Origin of the sequence: Streptococcus sp. 27098_8_23 (assembly GCF_041432195.1) — a bacterium.
Taxonomy (GTDB): domain Bacteria; phylum Bacillota; class Bacilli; order Lactobacillales; family Streptococcaceae; genus Streptococcus.
In genome coordinates, this window is record NZ_JAPVZF010000002.1 from 49,393 (window position 1) to 69,204 (window position 19,812).

Genomic DNA, 19,812 nt, shown 5'->3' on the forward strand with positions numbered 1-19,812 from the left:
TATTCCTCGATTATCTAAAAGAAGAGTCGCATAATGTCATTCCAGGTCACAGCTAGCATCAAGACAACCATGATAACTACACCAGCCATGGTGACATAGGTTTCAATTTCTTGTTTAAGGGGTTTCCGGCGAATTGCCTCTAGGATATTGAGCACAATCTTTCCACCATCCAAAGCCGGGATAGGAATCAAGTTAAAAATTCCAATATTGATGGAAATCATGGCTAGGAAGTAGAGGACATTCTCAATTCCATTTTTAGCAGCATCGCTACTTGCCTTAAAGATGGCAACGGGACCACCGAGTTTGTTCAAATCTGGATGGAAAATCAAGTTTTTCAGAGCCGAAAGGATGCGAAGTCCTGAGTCAGCAGCAGTTGTAAATCCACCAACAAACATGGATAGAAAGTCTGACTTGATCCCCGGTTGAACCCCAAGAATATAACGTCCTTGATTTTCTTCTGGAGTCACAGTGACTTGTTTTTCGCTACCATTTTCAGAAATGGTCACATCCAAGGTCGGGGCTGTCTTGTCCTTGGTATCTGCTTCCACAGCCTGGGTCAAGTCTTGCCAATTCTTAACCTCGTGGGAGGCAACTTTGGTGATTTGAACTGTCTCAGCTACGCCCACCTTAGCCAAAGCTCCTTCTGGCATGACATGAAAGAGATTGGTCTGAGTGTCTCTAACACCACCCTGCAAAAAGATCAGGATCCAAAAAACAACAACACCTAAGATAAAGTTATTCATGGGACCTGCAAAGTTGGTGATGAGCTTGCCCCAGATAGAAGCATTTTGATACTGTACATCCAAAGGAGCGATGCGCACTTCGGTTCCGTCTTCTTCAACAACCGTTGCATCATGATCCACTGTAAAAGTCTTTTCTTCTTCCAAGACCAAACCCTTGATAAAGAGCTTGTCTTCAAAGTCAAACTGGGTTACCTGCATAGGAAGAGCCGTTTGATCCAGTTTCTTCCCTGAGAGGTTGATCCGTTTGACCTTACCATCATCAGCAAGTGTTAAACTGACTGGAGTTCCTGTCTTGATTTCTGTCGCATCATCACCCCAGCCTGCCATACGAACATAGCCTCCTAGAGGAAGGATTCGAATGGTATAAGCAGTACCATCCTTGCCGATATGGGAAAAAATCTTGGGCCCCATACCAATGGCAAATTCACGAACTAGAATGCCTGATTTCTTGGCAAAATAAAAATGTCCAAACTCATGCACCACCACAATAATCCCAAAAACCAGGATAAAGGTTAGCAATCCAATCATTCAATATTCCTTTCTTTAAAACAGGCCAAATAAGTGCATCATTGGAAACACAATCAGCATGCTGTCAAAGCGATCCAACACACCGCCATGTCCAGGGATAAATTTTCCAGAATCCTTAACACCGAAATGGCGTTTCATGGCACTCTCAATCAAGTCACCAAACTGACCTGCCACACTGAAGAAGGCAGCAAAGAGACTCATTCTATAAATCCCATAAGGAAGAGCAACTGTGCTATCCACTAACATGAAGATTACTGTTATCAGTACCGCACCTAGAATACCACCGACAAAGCCCTCAATACTCTTATTAGGAGAAACTCTTGGTGCCAACTTATGTTTACCAAAATTCATCCCTGTCAGGTAGGCTGCGCTATCTGTCGCCCAAACGATAAAAAGGGCCAAAAGTACCTTGTCAAAACCTGCCACCCGAGCATCTAGTAAGGCATTGAAGCCAAAACCAACATAAAAGCTCACAGCAATTGGAAAAGCGGCATCTTCAATCGTATAGTTTTTACTGAAGACGGTCGTCCCTAGCATTATGGTAATCAAAACACTGTAGGCAACCACATTCCCATCAACAGGCAAAAATGTTAGGTAATTTTCTAAAGGAACTGTTAGAGCGAAGGTCGCAAAAAGAGTCAAAGCGCCCTCAATGGTCATAGTCTTTAGCCCCTTCATGTGCAAGAGTTCATGGACGCCTAGCATCGCTAACAAACCAATCCCTATCTGCAACAAGAGCCCTCCCGCAAACAAGACTGGAAGGAAAATTGCCAGGGCCAATACCGCAAACAATGTTCTCTTTTGTAAATCCTTGGTCATATCTTCTCCTAAACTCCTCCAAAACGGCGATTGCGATGGTTAAAAGCAGCAATAGCTTCCTGCAAGGCGGCTTCATCAAAATCAGGCCACAAGGTATCCGTAAAGTAAAGCTCGCTATAGGCTGCTTGCCATGGCAAGAAATTACTCAAACGCAACTCACCACTCGTGCGGATAATCAAGTCCGGATCTCGCAAATCCTTTGGCAGGTGTTGCGTGAAAAGATAGTCTCCAATCATATCTTCTGTGATGTCACCAGGGTTGATTTTAGCATCTAGAACATCTTGAGCCAAGCCCTTAAGAGCCTGCGTAATTTCAGCACGACCACCGTAGTTAAGCGCAAAATTGAGAATCAAGCCCGTATTGTTCTTGGTCAACTCCTCTGCTTTTTTCAAAGCTTCAAAAGTCGGCTTAGGCAAGCGGTCCGTCTCCCCAATCATCTGAATCTTAACGTTATTTGCGTGCAATTCAGGGACGTAGTTATCATAAAATTCGACTGGCAAGTTCATGATAAACTTGACTTCTTGATCTGGGCGTGTCCAATTTTCCGTTGAAAAGGCATAAACTGTGATGACCTTGACTCCCATCTTGTTAGCTGCCTTGGTCACCTTTTGGAGGGCTTCCATCCCCGCCTTATGACCAAAAACTCGTGGTTGCATCCGTTTTTTAGCCCAACGACCATTCCCATCCATGATGATGCCAATATGAGCAGGAACCTGTGTTGGAACCTCAACTTCTACAGCTTTATCTTTCTTAAAAAATCCAAACATGTTCTTATTCCTATTCAAAAATCTATCGTTTCATTATACCATATTTCCCTATTTTCTTCTATTGCTAAGTTATTAGCTCTCCTTACAGACAAAAAATAAGCCGCCTGATTGGGCGACTTAGTTTTATAGGGAGATTATTATGAAAAAGTTTTAGGAGTTTAAGTTAAGTTCCTCTTAACTTATGAACCTAGTATACCGTCCCTAACTTAAATTTTTCTTAAGTTTTTTGAGAAAGTCAGATTTTTCCATTTTTCTTGCCAATTTTTCTTGGAAAAGCGTTCTTGATAGAGCTTCATTCGGTCCTCATTATCTAGGAAATGAGGAGTTGGGGATACGTGAAAGTTAAAAATATCCTCTAAACCATAAGGCGCAAAGAGCTCCAAAGTTGCGTCTGCATGCAAGCGAAGCCCTATCGCCGTACAGCGCTCGGGATATTTACTCATGGCATCACGAGAACTCGTGTAAGGCACAGTGTGGGGACTGTGCTGATGCATATAGACCTGATTTTTCAACTCCCACTGATACTGAGGAAAAACTTCTCTCAGCTTTTTCTCTAGGGATACTGTTTCCTCATAAGAAACATCTGGATCAAAGAAAATCACATCCACATCCGTCTCACGGTCAAAAGGCGATTTGTCTGACAAGAGATTCCAGATGAAATTTCTAACCGAACCCGCTGCCAACCACGAGTCTTTCAGATCAAGATCACGAATGATGGTCAGAATGGTCATCATATCTGGATTTTCTCTAAAAACCTCTAGAATTTCTTGTTCATTTTTCATTGTATTCATAACCTAAATGTTCATATGCCTTAGCAGTTGCCACCCGTCCAGAACGAGTTCGCATGATAAAGCCTTTTTGTATAAGGTAAGGTTCGTACATATCTTCGACTGTCTCACGCTCCTCGGCAATATTAACAGAAAGAGTTCCTAAACCAACTGGACCACCACCGTACATCTCAATCATGGTACGAAGGATTTTTTGGTCTACATAGTCCAAACCTTCATGGTCTACATCTAGCATGGTCAAAGCCTTATCGGTAATAACATCATCGATAACCCCATTTCCCATAATCTGGGCAAAGTCGCGCACGCGCTTGAGGAGACGGTTGGCAATACGAGGAGTTCCCCGACTGCGCAAGGCCAGCTCAGCAGCTGCCTCATGGGTGATTTCCATCTCAAAAATATCTGCTGTCCGCTCAACAATCTCTGTCAAGTCAGCGTGGGCATAGTATTCCATATGACCTGTAATCCCAAAACGTGCCCGCAGAGGATTTGAGAGCATCCCCGCACGGGTCGTCGCACCAATCAAGGTAAAAGGTGGCAAGTCTAGATGAACACTGCGACTGCCTTCACCAGCTCCAATCATGATATCAATGTAGAAGTCCTCCATGGCACTATAAAGTACCTCTTCCACCGACATGGGCAAGCGATGAATCTCGTCAATAAAGAGAACGTCTCCAGGCTCCAAATCATTCAAAATCGCTACCAGATCCCCCGCTTTTTCAATGACAGGACCAGACGTTTGCTTGAGATTGACTCCCAGTTCATTGGCAATAACAAAGGCCATGGTCGTTTTCCCCAAACCTGGAGGTCCAAATAAGAGTACATGATCCAGCGCCTCATCCCGCATTTTGGCAGCCTCGATAAAGATTTGCAGCTGGTCCTTGACTTTATCCTGACCGATATATTCACGTAAATATTGGGGACGGAGGGTACGTTCTACTAACTCCTCATCCCCCATGATCTCATTGTCTAAAATTCTACTCATGGCTCTATTATATCAAAAATCCAAGCCACAAACAAAAAAGCCACCTGATTGGGTGGCCTCTTTAGGGAGATTATTATGAAAAAGAAAAGTTTAGGATTTCATTAAATAAAGGGTACTCAATGAAAATCGAAATCAGACTAGGCAGATAGACGCAAGCATAACTATAGTTAGCTAAGTCGACTCTAACGAAGTATGGTGAGATTTTCGAAGAGTATTAGGAGGTCTTTATTTAATGATTATATAATACACAAGGAGACTTAAAATTCCCTTAATTTTTAAATCCATCACTAACAATTTTCTTTAACAGCTGTTTGACCTGCAATTCGTCCAAAAGTAAAGATATCCGTAAGCGAATTTCCTCCTAGACGGTTACCTGCATGGAGTCCACCTGCGACTTCTCCGGCAGCATACAAACCATGGATAATCTGCCCGTTTTCATTCAAAACGTGTGTTGAAGTATCAATCTTGAGTCCACCCATTGTATGGTGAACGGCTGGTTTTCTCGGTGTTGCGTAAAATGGCGCAACCTCACACTTGAGATCAAAACTACCTTTATTAAATTCAGGATCAAAACCTGCATCTACATAGGAATTGTAATTCTTAATCGTTTCCACTAGAACTTGTGGATCCACACCAATCTGAACCGCCAACTCTTCTATCGTATCTGCACGATAGAGAGTACCTGCTTTGACTTGGGCATCGATTTTTTCTTGGCTAGTATTGTAGGCAGTTTCCTTGATACGTTCATCTGCAATTAGATAGAACAAGCCTCCATTATCAATCGCCGCTTGAGATAGCTTGTCTCGGCTACCGTACTCATCTACAAAGCGCTTCCCTTCAGTATTTACCATGATGAAGTTTGCTGGAGGAACTTGAAGTCCTGAGAAAAGAGCTCCTGTCACTGGATCGGATACTGGCATCATTTGACTAAAGCCCATACCCACCAAATCTGCACCTACACTTTGCCCTAAAAGAATACCATCTCCTGTTACAGCTGGTGTATTAGATGTAGCAATATCATCTGCAATTTCAGTCCAGTAGGTATTGTATTTTTGTAGCATCTTTGTATTGGCACCAAATCCTCCAGAAGCTAGAACAACGGCATCTGCATTGACAATGATGGTTTGACCGTTTCGACCTTCTGCTCTGACACCCTTGACAGCCCCTTCTTTTACAAGCAATTCTTTAACTGGAGAATCTGTCAAAATCTTGCCACCATGTTCTAGAACATATTTTTGTAGGACGGATATAAAGGCATACCCCATTGGTTGAACCGGCTTATGGCCACGACGCCAAAGGGCTCCAACTGGCATTGTCACTTCACTACGAACAAATTCAACGCCGATGTCTTCCAACCAACGAACAGACTCTAGAGCCCGCTCAGTTAGGACAGATACTAAATCATATTGGCCATGAATTTCATTTCCTTGTAAATCTTTTCGTTTCCCACCGATATAGGTTTGGATACGATAGAGCAAGGTAGAATCGAACAAATAGCTTGGGTCCTGCAAATACTGTTCAACCTCAATTTTCAAGGCTCTAAAGTCCTCTAAATATTCTGGGTCAATCGTTGATTCATCTGTCGCAATCAATTCTTGAAGCGTATGTGCCTCACCTGGATGAGCTGCGAAGGTTCCTTGCCATGCTGGATCTGGTGCATTCATTGGACCACCTGCACGAACAGTATTTCCTCCAATTGCAGGAAATTTCTCAACAACAATTGGCTTCTTACCAGCTTGTAAGACTGCAGCAACCGCAGCTAAACCAGCTCCCCCACCTCCTACGACGACAACGTCTGCCTGATAGGTCTTATCTTCTTTATCTAGGGCAGATGGCGCTTTTGAACGCTTGCGTAAAACATCTGGATTTACACCTGCTTGTTTGACTGCACGCGCAACTCCATCTAAAACACCATTTGAAGTCACAGAAGCTCCTGACACCGCATCAACATTTAATGTTTGCCCCTCAATGATTTCTGCTGGAATACGGGTAAAGACGACATCTGCGATTCCTGAAGATTCTCCAGAAGAATCGATTTCAATTTTTTCAATACGGTCCTCAGAAACCGTGACATCCATCGGCAATTTACCATTATGGCCTTCAGTTGTAACATGGTAAGTCCCCGGTTCAAAGCGGACTTCTTCAGGAAGGTTTAGTTGGTTTGCAATAGATACAAAGCGAAGGAAGCGATAAAAACAACTATCTAGGAAATCAATGGTTCGCTCATCAATCAAATCTCCATTGTCATCAAACGCTCGATGCGCTCGACCAAGTAAAAACTCACTACCTGGCATAACTGTTGCATTTACCCCAGGAGCATCCAGAATCTGACGAAGATGAAGTTGGGCACGTGAAGAACCTTGAATATCGTAAGAAGCTCCGACAATCATGGTCGGCTTTCCGTCTAGTGGATGAATGTTAAAAGACAACCACTCGAGCAAGCTATTCAAACTTGATGGAATTGTATGATTGTGCTCGGGTGTCGAGATAATGACACCATCAGCTTCTGAAATAGCTTGATTAAACTTCTGAATAATAGGTGTATCTGTTTGATCATCTGTTTCATTGAACATTGGTACATCTGTTATCTCTAAAATCTCAATATCCGCTTTTGAAGCAAAATGTCTTTTTATAAATTGCAACAGGTTGCGATTATAGGATTTTTTTGCATTAGTCCCAACAATAGCTACTAATTTCATGGATTGTTCTCCTTTCTTGAAATACTTATGCTTTCAACCATTCTTCCCAAATGAAAGATTTCTTACGATTTGTATCTTCTGGTTTGACCAAAGCCTTTGTTAGTTCAACAAAATTTTGAAACTCTGAAAAATGTTCTTCTAGTTCTGCAACCTTTTCAGGATTGTTCAAATGACACTCATCATCTAGGACTTGCTCAGAATGACCTAGAAAGAACTCTGTACCAGGCATAACTCTTGCTTTAAGCTCCGGCGCATCTAAAATCTGACGTAAATGTGCCTGCGCTCTAGATGTTCCTAGCAAGCCAAGAGAAGCACCGACAATCATCGTTGGTTTGTTAACCAAAGCACGACTGGTATAAGCAATCCACTCCAAAGCAGAGGCCAAAGGTGCTGGTATCGTGTGGTCGTACTCAGGTGTTGAAATAATCACACCATCTGCGACAAGAATTTTTTCTGAAAAAGCTTGAACTTCAGCTGGCGCTTGCTTGTCCTCAGGTTCGTTAAATGCTGGCAATTGTTTGATTTCCAATACCTCAATGTCGGCTTTATCCGAAAAGTGCTTTTGCATAAATTTCAAGAGTTTCCGATTGGTTGAGCGATCTGAATTGGTTCCAACGATAGCAACTAGTTTCATCTTGGTACCCCTTTCATTTATTTAATCTACTTTCATTATACTACTTTAGAAAATCTTGTAAATCCTTGATAATAAAGACCGTGTTATTCTATCAGATTATCGTACTTTAGTACAAGTTCGTGAAAAAATTAACAAAATATCTTCATAAACTATTGACCAGCTTCCTTAACTATGATATAGTCTTGGTGAAAAAATATACATTTAAGGAGGATGTTTTTATGAAAGAGACATTCAATCGGTGGCGGATTTTAGTCGCGTCTACAGTCATTCTTCTTTGCACAGGTGCCGTCTATTCCTTTTCTGTTTTTGCCGGACCACTTAGCAGTTCAACAGGCTGGTCCATGTCTGATATTATGTTAGCATTTGCTATCAACTCTGCAATCGGCCCTATCCCCATGATTCTTGGAGGTTATTTAGTTGACAAAGGTTACGTAAAATGGACCATCGCCCTCGGTGCTCTTCTATTTGCTAGCGGATTTTACTTAACCGGCTATGCCAATTCACCAGCCATGCTTTATTTGACCTATGGATTAATGGCCGGGCTTGGTCAAGGTTTTGCCTATTCAGGTGCCCTCTCCAATTCACTTCGCCTCTTCCCTGATAAACGTGGCTTAGCCTCTGGAATTCTGACAGGTGGCATGGGATTTGCCGCAGTCATCGCTTCTCCAGTCGCGAGCAATCTCATTCAACAACAAGATGCCTTCTTTGCTTTTCGTACAATTGGGCTAGTCTATATTGTTGTTATCATCTGTGCAATTTTCTTTATCAAGGCAGCTCCAAGTGGCTACCAACCAGCAGGCTGGAAAGCTCCTATCCCAACCAAACAAGGACCTACTAATAAGAACTGGAAACAAATGCTACAAAGTCCTCTGTTTTACATTATCATTAGCATGTTCTTTGTTGGCGCCTTTTCTGGTTTGATGATTGCCTCTCAAGCATCACCAATCGGTCAATCAATGTTTGGACTCTCTGCAGGCACTGCAGCTCTCTATGTCTCTCTTTATTCAATCGCAAACTCTAGTGGTCGTTTTATCTGGGGATCACTTTCTGATAAAATCGGCCGTTCAAAGACCTTATTGATTATCTATTCTGTCATTGTCCTAGCTTTATTCTCCCTAACTATCGTTCCTGGTCAATTCGGGTTTACCTTAGGAATTATTGGGCTTGGTATCTGCTTTGGTGGTGTTATGGGGGTCTTCCCATCTATCGTCATGGAAAATTACGGTCCTGCAAATCAAGGGGTCAACTACGGTATCGTCTTCACTGGATATTCTTTAGCAGCATTTTTCGCTCCCAAGGTCGCTGTTCAAATGGCAATGGCTAATAATGGAAATTATAGTGTAGCTTTTTATGTGGCTATTGCTTTGGCCTTCATTGGACTTATGCTTACTATTTTTTATATGAAAAAGAAAGCTTAAAACTCGAAAACTTCCTAGATAAGGAAGTTTTTTTGGTATAAACAAAGTATAAATTTCTAATTATCTTTTTATATTTTCTTAAATGCTCGTAAAGCCTTATTCTATGTGCTTTCGAGTATTTTTACTGTAGGAAGATACTTCACGTTTCTTTGCATATTTCCTCATGTCTTAGCTGTCAGAAGTGGTAAATAAGTAGTAAATTCATTTGTACTACTAAGCAACAAGACGCTCCTGTTGCTTCTCTTTATTCAAGCGTTTCATTTCTGCCATTGCAGAATCGAATGTTGCATGTGCGTAATAGTTCAGCGTCATGGCTATATTAGCATGTCCCATAATGTACTGTAATGCCTTTGGATTCATTCCTGCATTTGCATAGTTGGTACAGAATGTATGTCGCAAACTATGTGGAGTGATGTGTGGCAATTTATCCTCGTTATACTTATTGTATTTCTTAACAAGACCTTTCATCATGCCGTTGTAATCACTTGCCACTTTTGGATAGTTCTTTCTATTAAGAAAGAGGAAATCACTATATCCATCAATCTCAACACGCTTATCATTCTTTCGATTCGCTAACACTCGCTTAAATGCTTGATAGGCTTCTTCAACCATAGGAACTTGACGTTCGCCACTTTTGGTCTTTGGTGTTTCAATGTAGTACCCAATTTCAGTATCTCTCAATAGCTGATGGTCTATATTGACAAGACGATTCTCAAAATCTAAATCTGGAAGTGTCAAACCACCAAACTCTGAAATACGAAGACCTGTTTTTAAGAGTATCAGAATTTCATCATAATTTTTGCTGTAGGTTTTATCAGCTTTTGCAAAGGCTAACAGTTTTTCTTCCTGTTCTTCTGTTAGTACGGTCTTAGGGACAGTATCATCATCAAGAACTGCTTTCAGTTGAAAGTCAAATGGATTCTTCCGAACACAATCATCTTGTATAGCAATATAGAATGAAGCCTTTAAAGAACGTTTGTAGTTATTGATGGTTTGATAAGCATAACCATTTTCACTCATTCTAATAGCCCATTCTTTAGCGTCTGATGGCTTAATACTGTCAATACTTCTTACACCTAACTTGTCTTTCTTCAAAATATCCATAAGATATTTGCGTCCAGTTTCAGTGTTTTTTCTAACCTTTGGTCTTTGAGCGTTCTGTTTTGCGTAAAGCTGGCAGAGTGTCATTTTCTTTCCTACAACATCAATACCATCATGAATGTCTTTCTGTAACTCTGCGATTTTCTCTCTAAGTGAGATACAATCACGCTTTCCTGCTGGTACTCGGTCTGTAGCCACAAGTTTCCACGAGTAAACAAATTGCGGTTCTCCAAATGAATCTATATATTTGTATAAGTATCTTCCGTCTTTTCGTTGGCTCTCTCCAGTCTTTAAGATTCGACCTTTATTGTCACGTCTTTTTTCTGACATGGCATTTGCTCCTTTCCTTTATGGAAAGAGCCTTGATACGACTTAATACTATTTTATCATATACAAGACCCTTTGGCGACGCTAGATTGCGTCCAATGTATCTATAATTTTTTCAAATTGTTTTCGTTTAATCTGAATACGATTGCCATTCATAATCAGCCAATTTGCATTTTTATTTTCCTCTGCCAAGCGTCGTAGCTTGTTTTCGCCAATACGAAAATATTTTGACGCTTCTTCAATGGTTAGGGTATAACGTTCCCAAATAGGAATGTCAGTCTGCTTCATAAAATCCTCCTTTCCAAATCACTTATTTGGATTTCATAAAAGTTGTTTTACCAGCAATCGAACAGCTTTAGCAAAGCTCACGGGAGTTCCACCCCTGCATGGTTCTCATGTAGCCATACTCATTGCCTGCGACGGTTTTATCACGCTCGGACTATTGACTGTATGGGAGTATCATTATCACGATAAGAATGTCGTTGCAGGCAATCCTGCTAAAGATTGCTTCTCGGATCACTAACATGAATCGCTCGCTATCTTTATAAGATAGGTCATGGCGGTTAGTTCCGTTGGCTCTTTTCTTATCGAAACGTATTCGATTACTTTTATTCAGTTTTCAAAGAACAATGGCTCGTTAGCCTATCAAAACACATTGAAAGCTCAATATGCTTTGGTGGAATAACAAACCTCCCTGTTCGGGAAGCGTGGAATGGTTTAGCACGCTTCCACGAAAGGAGAGAGGATATTACTTAATTTCAAATGACAAAATCTTTGTAATCAGTCTGGTTTCCATTCTTCCACGTAAGACTTCATCAACGACCATACTTTGATTGCCATATTCATCTTTCATAAGTCGTAGGGAACGCTTCGTTATGTACCCTCTGTAATGATGTAGAATCTGGTTAATCGCTTCGGTATCGCCATCTGTTGCCTTTACAATGAGAGGAAAGGGAATCATAGGATATTGTGTTTTCATTCTTCAAATTCCTCCATAAACTTTTTAATTAAGGCTAGTCCACTGGTTCTATGCCGATAGACAGTAGAACGGTTCAATTTCAACAGGTCTGCAATTTCTGAATCGCTCATGTCCATAAAGTAAAACAGCAGTAGAATTTCACGTTTCTTGTCTGGCAACTCACGTAATGCTTCACTCAACAAATCATTTTCAACGCCTACTGATAACCCATTGAGTGTAAAAATCTGAAAGTCAGTTGAATAGTTATCTGTTGTCGCAAACTGGCTAACAAGATAATCGCCAACATCCGAAAAGGACACCTCACGCTTTGCAATCCTTGAAAGATAAAGCATATAATTCTTTCGCTCGTCTTCCATAGCACGTTTACAGATATAGTCAAACTGATTTTCTATTGTGGTCTGAAAAGAAGATGGTTTCATGTTTCTCACCCCCTTTCTGTCTAGGAAAGGAAGTGAGCCTTGCTCGTTTATCTCCTTTCACTCTTAGTCCCAATGTGAAAGGGGGATTTGTTGCATTACTGATAAATAAACTTTGTAAAAAAGTTCTGAATAGCCAAAAAAGCATATAAACAGATTTATTTCTCTGTTTACATGCTTCTGTTATTCTATCTATATGATTTATAAAACCACATTGGTGGACGTACTTATCTATTGCAGATAGACGACTTTTTTTGACAAGAACCCAATGTAAGGAAATTTATTGTATATGATGTACTTCATGGCGACGTTGACCTCCAACAAACCGCCATTTGGAAGTAATATACAATATTTTAACAGCGTAAATAGCACTACCATATAACGGTTTTTTTTATTGGCGTTTAGTAGTGCTTTTTATTAAATATAAACCTATAAACCATATAACACGTTTTTCTATACCTGTTTTTAATTCAGTAGGAACAATAAAATGTATAGAGGTGGTCTACTATGCGTAAAAAAGAAGATAAATATGATTTTAGAGCCTTTGGTTTAGCCATTAAAGAAGCTCGATTGAAACGAGGTTTAACTCGTGAACAAGTGGGAGCATTGATTGAAATTGACCCACGGTACTTAACTAATATTGAAAATAAAGGGCAACACCCCAGCATACAAGTTCTTTATGACCTTGTATCGTTACTTCATGTTTCCGTTGATGAATTTTTCTTACCTGCTAATAACTTGGTAAAAAGCACCCGACGATTACAGATAGAGAAATACATGGATAGCTTTACAGACAAAGAACTATCCTTAATGGAATCTTTAGCCAGCGGTATCAACGAAGCAAGAAACATCGAAGACTAATTAAAAGAATCCATACATAACGGAAAGAGCCGATAAAATGAGATTGTATTAATCTCATTTTATCGGCTCTGCGTCTTTGCGTCTGGCTCTGTAATCACAGTTACTTTGAACTGCTTTATTTCAATTAAATTTTCTTGTCTGCATTTCGGACAATAGAGGGGGAATTTTTTTAATTCAGTATCTTCCCTTATCTTTAATCGTGTTTTATTTCCACATACAGGACACAATATCCACTTGTAGTTTATAATAACTATCTCCTCCTTTACACTTTAATTCAAATCTTTATTAAAAAATATTTCATCTTATTTAACAAGAAACCATATTTATATAACAACATAAAATACACTAAGTTATTTTATTGAACATATATCGTACTTTATCTATCCGACTATTTGGACGACGGGGCTGGCAAACAGGTTCACCGGTAGTAACATGGTACCCTTTTAACTCTGTTAAACAAACACTACGTCCATTTGTAAAGAAAGTTAAATCACTACGATATTCTTGAATACACCGAGCAGGGATTTCTCCACTAAGAATGACCTCATTATTTTTCAATTGAGTGTCTACGATGTTCGCACAATATTTAGGAGCATCGTTGTATGCTCGTGAAAGATATTCCTGTGGCGCATAAATTTTAAAACTAAGATATGGCTCTAACAATTCTGTTCCAGCTTTTTTTAAGACTTGTTCCAATACAATAGGAGCAAGCATCCGAAAATCTGCTGGGGTACTAACAGGGCTATAGTATAAGCCATACTTAAAACAGATTTTACAGTCCGTCACATTCCAACCATATAATCCTTGTTCGCAACCATAGCGTATCCCTTCCATAACTGCATTTTGAAATGATTGATTTAAGTATCCAAGAGAAACCGAGCTCTCATACTGCATTCCACTTCCCAACGGAAGCGGTGATACAGATAAACCAATGGAAGCCCAGAAAGGATTTGGCGGCACTTCGATGTGAATGGTATATTCTGCATTTTTTAACGGTCTCTCCATATAAATGACTGTAGGCTCTTTTAGTTCTATCTCCACATGATACTTTTCTTGCAACAGTGCACTAATCACTTCCATTTGTACTTTCCCTAAGAAAGAAAGTATAATTTCATGTGTCGTAGAATCCACGTAATATCGTAGAAGCGGATCACTATCTGAGATTTCCAAAAGGGCATCAAGCAACATTTCTCTCTGTTCAGGTTTACTCGGTTCAACAGTTGTTTGTAGTAGAGGGTGCGGATTTTCAATCTTTTTTCTCTGTGGCAATAGTTTTGTATCTCCAAGAACACTATTTAACTTCAAAAACTCATTTTGCAAAATAACAATTTCTCCAGAATAAGCTCTATCAATCTTACATAATTCACCATTTATTGAAGTATACATTTCTGTAACTTTTATTTTTTCTTTTTCTGATACTCTAACCGAATCTCGTAAATGTAGTACTCCACTATAAAGGCGTATATATGCAAGACGTTGTCTTTTTTTTGTATATTCAATTTTGAAAACATTTCCGCAAAGTTCAGACGGACCTCGATGTGTTGATGAATAAAATTTATTAGTAATAACTTCTATAAGGTTATCAATCCCTATATTACTTTTTGCACTTCCATGATAAAGAGGGAACAGAGAACAATTCTGAAATCTTATGCTTTCCTCTTGTTCGAGTTCCAATGCTTCTAATGATTTACCGGACATATATTTCTCTAAAAGGTCATCGTTTCCCTCTATTACCGTATCCCATTGTTCAGATTCGGTAAAGTTCGTCACACACATATTAGGATACAGTTCTACCTTCTGTTTGATTACAATTTCGGCAGAAAGTTTCTCTTTAATATCCTGATAAACCGTTGATAAATCAATTCCATTTTGGTCAATCTTATTGATAAAAAAGATTGTGGGAATCCCCATTTTCCTAAGTGCATGAAATAATATACGAGTTTGTGCTTGTACGCCATCTTTTGCAGAAATCAGTAGAATTGCCCCATCTAAAACTGATAATGAACGATATACTTCTGCTAAGAAATCCATATGTCCTGGCGTGTCTATGATGTTCACCTTCGTATTTTCCCACTGAAAAGAGGTTATTCCTGTCTGAATTGTAATTCCTCTCTGACGTTCTAAAAGCGTATTATCCGTCCTCGTTGTACCTTTGTCCACGCTTCCTAATTCTGTAATCGCTCCACTGTTATATAATAAGCTTTCTGTTAAGGTAGTTTTTCCTGCATCAACATGAGCTAAAACTCCAATATTAATAATTTTCATGTGATTTTCCTCCATTCAAAAACCCAAAAGGGCATAAAAATCCCAGTGATAAATACTTTTATCACTGGGATTTTTATGCATAACCATAGGTATACAAAGCATACAGATATTCTCTGGATACTTTAGAATCACATGATAAAGGTATTCTTAAACTGGGTACAAAAAACTAAGCCCTCCTAAAAAAGGACATCCAATTATTTGTTCCCACTATCAAATTGACAGTTTATTTAAGAATACCTTGCCGCATATTTATTAACTCCTTTTAAATAGATACTTAAATAATAGCACGTAAGAGCATATTTGTAAAGGAATCTCCAATTTTTTATCAAAGAGAGTACGTGATTACAAAATAGCTGTAATAATGTACCAATATTTGTTATTCTATAATCTTCCAATTACTCCCGTTCTTTTCAAGTACCAAATCAAATTGAGATACCTGCGTTGCTTTGGTCTGCTGGTCGATATACTCCACTGTCAGCGATACCGTGACTTGATTATCCTTACGATTGTGAATAGGATTTACCAGTTCTTGAAAGATGTACTCTTTTCCGATTGGTTTTAATATCCCGTCATTCACATAGTAGGAAAGTTCACTGGCTGTCGCTGTAGGATAGAGCTTGAAGAACGTCGTTAAAAACTCATTGATTTCATTGGTTGTAATGGAATCAACCGTCCCCTCACTTTCAATGGCTTTTGGTTTATAACTTGATTTCTTAGGTATGTTGGTAATGGTCGGATTCTTAACCAGTACCATATTTCCAGAACCATCTACATAGACACTCACTATATAAGCAGAGTGGACGGTCTTTGTATTTTCTCCCTCTGTAATGAGCTGGTCTACACTGTAGGTTACATTAAACTCATTGTCGCCAGTTGGCTCTACCGTCCATATCTGAAATCCTCTTACAGAAGACGATACAGGAATATCTTTGCGTACTGTATCAACATTGAGAGCTTGAAGTTCATCTGTCAGATAGCCTTTTAGACTTTCCATTCGATTATCAATGGACTTATCGGATTGCTCCCATGAATAGTAGACTTTCGCAAAGTTCTCTACAAAATTTTCTACATGATGAGTATCAACGTATTCCTTTTCTATGATAGTTGTTTCGTGAATAGTATGAGTATCTATAGCTGTAAAGTGCTTGAATATCGCAAAGCTGAAACTAAGCCCTAAAAGTACCCACAAGGCAATCACAACCTTTTTATGAGGATTGACCTTATAGTAGACACGAGGTTTCTTTTCCTTTGGTATCTGTTTTTCTTTATTCTGATTTTTTCTAAATTTCATCATTAAATCTTCCTTTCTCATTGTTTGATTCGTCCTGCTCCCACTAAATGCTGTTGCCAGTAGGGGCTTGTTAAGTCGGCATAACCGATTGGGTCGCCTGCATGAAACATACGGTTATTGCCAAGGTATATCCCAACATGAGTAATATAAGAGCCAGCGTTATAGGTAGAATGAAAGAAAACCAAATCGCCAGCTTGTGCTTCCGATAGTGGGATATGCTGGGTCACATCATATTGCTGTTGTGCGGTTCGTGGTAAGTTAATTCCAGCTTTTCCATACGTCCATTGTGTCAGTCCGCTACAATCAAAAGAAGTAGTCGGGGAAGCTCCACCGTAAACGTATCGCCAGCCCTCATATTTCAGTGCTTCGTCCATGATGGCTTGTACCGTATCATCATCAAACTCTGTTGTGACAAGATACTGCGTTACCAGTTGCACATAAAACATATTGCCATAGTTGTATCGCCAGCCCCCATTGATAGGTATGGCTATGGGATTGGGGTAAGACACTTTTTCGCCACCTGAATACTCTTTTGAGAAACTTTGAGCCAGTTCAAAGGTATATTTATTTCCACGATTAGCCACATACCCTAAGAAACCACCACCATAATTGTAGGACTGGATAACCGATTCTAAATCTACACTGAGCCTTTCGCTACTGGCTAATAATTCACTGAAATACTTCACACCTTGCTTAATGGATTCTTCTGTACTCAATGAATTAGGTGGAAGACCGAGGGATTCCGAGGACTGCATAACATCTTCCGCAGTACCGCCCGATTCCACCTGTATAATCGCAAGAAGTATGTTGACATATTCTTCAACGCCATATTCTTTGGCATATTTTTCTACCATAGGCTTATGAGCCAGCACTTCTGCGGAAACATTCACACCTCCATAATGAATATTGGAAATTCCGCTGTCCTGTTCATCTGAAAATAAAATGGCAACAAACAGAAGCAGTGAGAAGACCATCAAGAATAATCCAGAACCACCAATCACTAAAGTTTTCAACTTCATGGTTTCTTACCGACTTTCTTAATGGTGGCGGTTTTGATTGGTGGTCTACTTCTTGTATTTTGTAGTGGTACTCTTTGAACAGTAGACGGACGTTCTTTTGTGATTGGACGTTGTGAAGTTCTATCTGCTGTAGTGGTTGAAGTTGCTGGCTTTTGAACGGTTTTTTCTTGAACGGTATTGCCTTGGCGTTCCACTTTTGGACTTGAAAAATCGGACTTAACTGCTGGACGCTCTTGTTTGGCTTGTTGAGATTCCTTATATGAAGTCTGAATATTAGACTGTTTTGAGGTCTGTTCATCATGATATTGTTCTTGTCTTGTAGTCGGTCTTTCATGAACAGAAGAAGCAGGCTGTTTTTTCTGTTTGACCTGTTCCATTTCAGAGCGACGCTTCGCAATGGTTTTTCGCCTTTGTTCCTGCTGTTCCTTGCGTCCACTGGCTCTGTCCGCTTTGGTTTGAGAAATACTACTGGTTAAATCACGGACATTCTCTTTTACTTTGGATTTTCCTTGATATACTGCATATCTTGCATTGGTCGGCAAATCTTTAACCTGTTCTTTCAAACCACTAGCAGTGTCTACCATTCTGTCTTTGGTATCAGCTACTGTACCGATGGTTTGACCGATACGTTTTCCAAGTGTTGATTTTTCCTTTCCGTCTGGTCGGGAGTGATCTGCTTGTGTCCTTGCAGAACTCCCCGAACCCGACTGTCCTTTTTTACCTGTAACAATGGCAGACCCAGCCCCTAGAGTAGTCATGGAACGTCCAAGTTTCCGCTGTAGACGGTGCATGTGAGCGTGCATAAGCATACGAGGTTTTCTCATCACACGACTTCCCACACTTTGAGAATCGTTACTCTGTAGAGAAAACATACTCATTAAATCGCCCAGCTTGAAGTAGATTCCTGCAAAGGTCACAATCTGTAGAAAAGCAATCAAAAAGAACGGATAACCAGCCGATAAGGTATAGAGCATGGTTGAAATACTAAATGCTGTCGTAATAATCAATGTGATTCCAGCTCGTGTCAAAATGGTATTAAAGAGCTTTGTTATGGCTCGTTTTGACATACCATCAAATGATGGAATCATGCTTAAAATAAAGCTCACAGGCAGAAACATAGCATAGATGATAAAAAGTACCTGCGAGAAAATCATGATTCCTGTTAATAGGAATACAAATATGGAAATCCCAATATTGAAGACAAATAGGAAGAAGACTGTACCTAAACGGTTAATGGTCTTTGTAATGGTTAGATTGGTATTGCTTCTGTCTTCAATTTCTTCCGCAACAATTTTTTCTCTGTCTTCGCCATTGTTGGAATCTGGGCTGGTGGAGAGCAGGCTTTCCACACGGTCAATACCGATACTTTCAATGTCTGAACTGTTGTATTGAAGCAGTAGCCACGGTTGCTGAACCTGTATGGAAAACAGGCTATCTCTGATTAAGTCCACGCTGTCCTTGCCTTGACTATCGGAATGGGGCATGACAATCTTCGTGCCAAGTGATAAACTGGCATTACTGATGTCTGATGAAAAGTCATTGATTTTTTTAATGTAGTCGGGAGCGTAGGCAATAAAGGAAGCCGATAGGATAAACACCAGCACAAAATTCATAATGGCATGAATTGCCTTTGTGGTTTCTCTCTTTATCAGTCCCGTATAGGCAACATAAACCCCAAGAACCAAAATCAAGAGTAAGAGGAATCCAACATAGAAACCCTCTGTTGAAAATCCGTTTGCACTCACACCAGCTAAGGTCTGCATATTCTTACCAATGGAATCTGCTGTAGCGGAAATGAAGTCTAAGGAATAGGCTTCCTGTACTAAGTAACCTGTCGCATTGGAAACATACAAACTGATTGTCCAAATAAAATTGGTAATGGCATATAGTCCATACATGACCTGTTTTCCAATCCCGTCCGACCAGTTCCACGGAAGCCAGCCCCAGCTATTATCCACATAAAAATCCAGTTGATAGTTTTCAAGTGGGTATCGGCTGTATTCATTTGCCACATTGACCGTTTCATCTACCAAGCCCGCAGCTTGAACCACCGTTCCCAGCATGGCTAAAAGAAAAATGGCAATCACAAGTGTGAAAGCCACTGTCATTGCCACTTTACCTAGACGTTTCAGCGTCCAGTTTGATTTTATTCTGTTTACTATTGATGGTTTCACA

19 protein-coding genes and 1 pseudogene are annotated in these 19,812 nt (G+C 40.0%); 3 read left to right on the forward strand and 17 right to left on the reverse strand.

The annotated features are described in order from the left end of the window. Positions 1 to 14: 14 nt before the first annotated feature. The 7 genes from rseP to O3652_RS04120 form a co-directional block, all read right to left on the reverse strand. Entirely contained in the window at positions 15 to 1,271 is a 1,257-nt protein-coding gene (rseP, locus tag O3652_RS04090; protein ID WP_125412405.1) for an RIP metalloprotease RseP, read from the reverse strand. Between the two features lie 15 nt (positions 1,272 to 1,286). Then, a complete protein-coding gene (locus O3652_RS04095; protein ID WP_000159119.1) occupies positions 1,287 to 2,090 on the reverse strand; it encodes a phosphatidate cytidylyltransferase in 804 nt (267 codons plus the stop codon). Positions 2,091 to 2,098: 8 nt separating this feature from the next. Continuing rightward, the gene (locus O3652_RS04100) at positions 2,099 to 2,857 is read right to left on the reverse strand and encodes an isoprenyl transferase (RefSeq protein WP_000466705.1); all 759 of its coding nucleotides are present in this window, start codon (positions 2,855 to 2,857) and stop codon (positions 2,099 to 2,101) included. Positions 2,858 to 3,063: 206 nt separating this feature from the next. Continuing rightward, positions 3,064 to 3,648, reverse strand: a complete 585-nt coding sequence (locus tag O3652_RS04105; protein ID WP_125388610.1) for a nucleotidyltransferase family protein — start codon at positions 3,646 to 3,648, stop codon at positions 3,064 to 3,066. Then, entirely contained in the window at positions 3,629 to 4,627 is a 999-nt protein-coding gene (ruvB, locus tag O3652_RS04110) for a Holliday junction branch migration DNA helicase RuvB (protein WP_081102693.1), read from the reverse strand. The genes O3652_RS04105 and ruvB overlap by 20 nt, the downstream gene beginning before the upstream one ends. A gap of 287 nt (positions 4,628 to 4,914) precedes the next feature. Continuing rightward, the gene (locus tag O3652_RS04115; protein WP_125412407.1) at positions 4,915 to 7,326 is read right to left on the reverse strand and encodes a flavocytochrome c; all 2,412 of its coding nucleotides are present in this window, start codon (positions 7,324 to 7,326) and stop codon (positions 4,915 to 4,917) included. Between the two features lie 25 nt (positions 7,327 to 7,351). Next, positions 7,352 to 7,960, reverse strand: a complete 609-nt coding sequence (locus tag O3652_RS04120) for an NADPH-dependent FMN reductase (RefSeq protein WP_125412409.1) — start codon at positions 7,958 to 7,960, stop codon at positions 7,352 to 7,354. A gap of 218 nt (positions 7,961 to 8,178) precedes the next feature. Here O3652_RS04120 and O3652_RS04125 point away from each other — a divergent pair, with 218 nt between their 5' ends. Next, a complete protein-coding gene (locus tag O3652_RS04125; RefSeq protein WP_125412411.1) occupies positions 8,179 to 9,378 on the forward strand; it encodes an OFA family MFS transporter in 1,200 nt (399 codons plus the stop codon). A 213-nt stretch (positions 9,379 to 9,591) separates the two neighbouring features. Here O3652_RS04125 and O3652_RS04130 read toward each other — a convergent pair whose 3' ends face one another. Together O3652_RS04130 and O3652_RS04135 are read right to left on the reverse strand one after the other, a co-directional pair. Beyond that, on the reverse strand, positions 9,592 to 10,809 hold the full coding sequence (locus O3652_RS04130; RefSeq protein ID WP_001291561.1) for a tyrosine-type recombinase/integrase: 1,218 nt from the start codon (positions 10,807 to 10,809) through the stop codon (positions 9,592 to 9,594). 81 nt (positions 10,810 to 10,890) lie between these two features. After that, positions 10,891 to 11,094, reverse strand: a complete 204-nt coding sequence (locus O3652_RS04135) for an excisionase (RefSeq protein WP_000814511.1) — start codon at positions 11,092 to 11,094, stop codon at positions 10,891 to 10,893. Here O3652_RS04135 and O3652_RS04140 point away from each other — a divergent pair. Continuing rightward, on the forward strand, positions 11,078 to 11,329 hold the full coding sequence (locus O3652_RS04140) for a hypothetical protein (RefSeq protein WP_001845478.1): 252 nt from the start codon (positions 11,078 to 11,080) through the stop codon (positions 11,327 to 11,329). The genes O3652_RS04135 and O3652_RS04140 overlap by 17 nt on opposite strands. A 225-nt stretch (positions 11,330 to 11,554) precedes the next feature. Here O3652_RS04140 and O3652_RS04145 read toward each other — a convergent pair whose 3' ends face one another. Continuing rightward, positions 11,555 to 11,785 (reverse strand): helix-turn-helix domain-containing protein, encoded by a 231-nt coding sequence (locus O3652_RS04145; protein ID WP_000857133.1) that lies wholly within the window; start codon positions 11,783 to 11,785, stop codon positions 11,555 to 11,557. Then, on the reverse strand, positions 11,782 to 12,204 hold the full coding sequence (locus tag O3652_RS04150) for a sigma-70 family RNA polymerase sigma factor (protein WP_000804885.1): 423 nt from the start codon (positions 12,202 to 12,204) through the stop codon (positions 11,782 to 11,784). Before O3652_RS04150 ends, O3652_RS04145 begins: the two co-directional genes overlap by 4 nt. 504 nt (positions 12,205 to 12,708) lie before the next feature. Between O3652_RS04150 and O3652_RS04155 the strand changes: the two genes are divergently transcribed. Beyond that, entirely contained in the window at positions 12,709 to 13,062 is a 354-nt protein-coding gene (locus O3652_RS04155; RefSeq protein WP_001227347.1) for a helix-turn-helix transcriptional regulator, read from the forward strand. Between the two features lie 59 nt (positions 13,063 to 13,121). Here O3652_RS04155 and O3652_RS04160 read toward each other — a convergent pair whose 3' ends face one another. The 6 genes and pseudogenes from O3652_RS04160 to O3652_RS04185 all read right to left on the reverse strand — a co-directional run bounded on the left by O3652_RS04160 (position 13,122) and on the right by O3652_RS04185 (position 19,811). Further along, positions 13,122 to 13,289, reverse strand: a complete 168-nt coding sequence (locus O3652_RS04160) for a cysteine-rich KTR domain-containing protein (RefSeq protein ID WP_000336323.1) — start codon at positions 13,287 to 13,289, stop codon at positions 13,122 to 13,124. Between the two features lie 118 nt (positions 13,290 to 13,407). Next, complete coding sequence (gene tet(M) / locus O3652_RS04165) at positions 13,408 to 15,327, reverse strand: tetracycline resistance ribosomal protection protein Tet(M) (protein ID WP_000691736.1); 1,920 nt, start codon at positions 15,325 to 15,327, stop codon at positions 13,408 to 13,410. A 15-nt stretch (positions 15,328 to 15,342) separates the two neighbouring features. Further along, positions 15,343 to 15,390, reverse strand: a pseudogene (locus tag O3652_RS04170) (hypothetical protein); the annotation flags it as partial. Between the two features lie 313 nt (positions 15,391 to 15,703). Further along, positions 15,704 to 16,639, reverse strand: a complete 936-nt coding sequence (locus tag O3652_RS04175; RefSeq protein WP_001224320.1) for a conjugal transfer protein — start codon at positions 16,637 to 16,639, stop codon at positions 15,704 to 15,706. Continuing rightward, entirely contained in the window at positions 16,636 to 17,637 is a 1,002-nt protein-coding gene (locus tag O3652_RS04180; RefSeq protein WP_000769868.1) for a lysozyme family protein, read from the reverse strand. Before O3652_RS04180 ends, O3652_RS04175 begins: the two co-directional genes overlap by 4 nt. Continuing rightward, on the reverse strand, positions 17,634 to 19,811 hold the full coding sequence (locus tag O3652_RS04185; protein WP_125412417.1) for a CD3337/EF1877 family mobilome membrane protein: 2,178 nt from the start codon (positions 19,809 to 19,811) through the stop codon (positions 17,634 to 17,636). The genes O3652_RS04180 and O3652_RS04185 overlap by 4 nt, the downstream gene beginning before the upstream one ends. Position 19,812 lies beyond the last annotated feature (1 nt).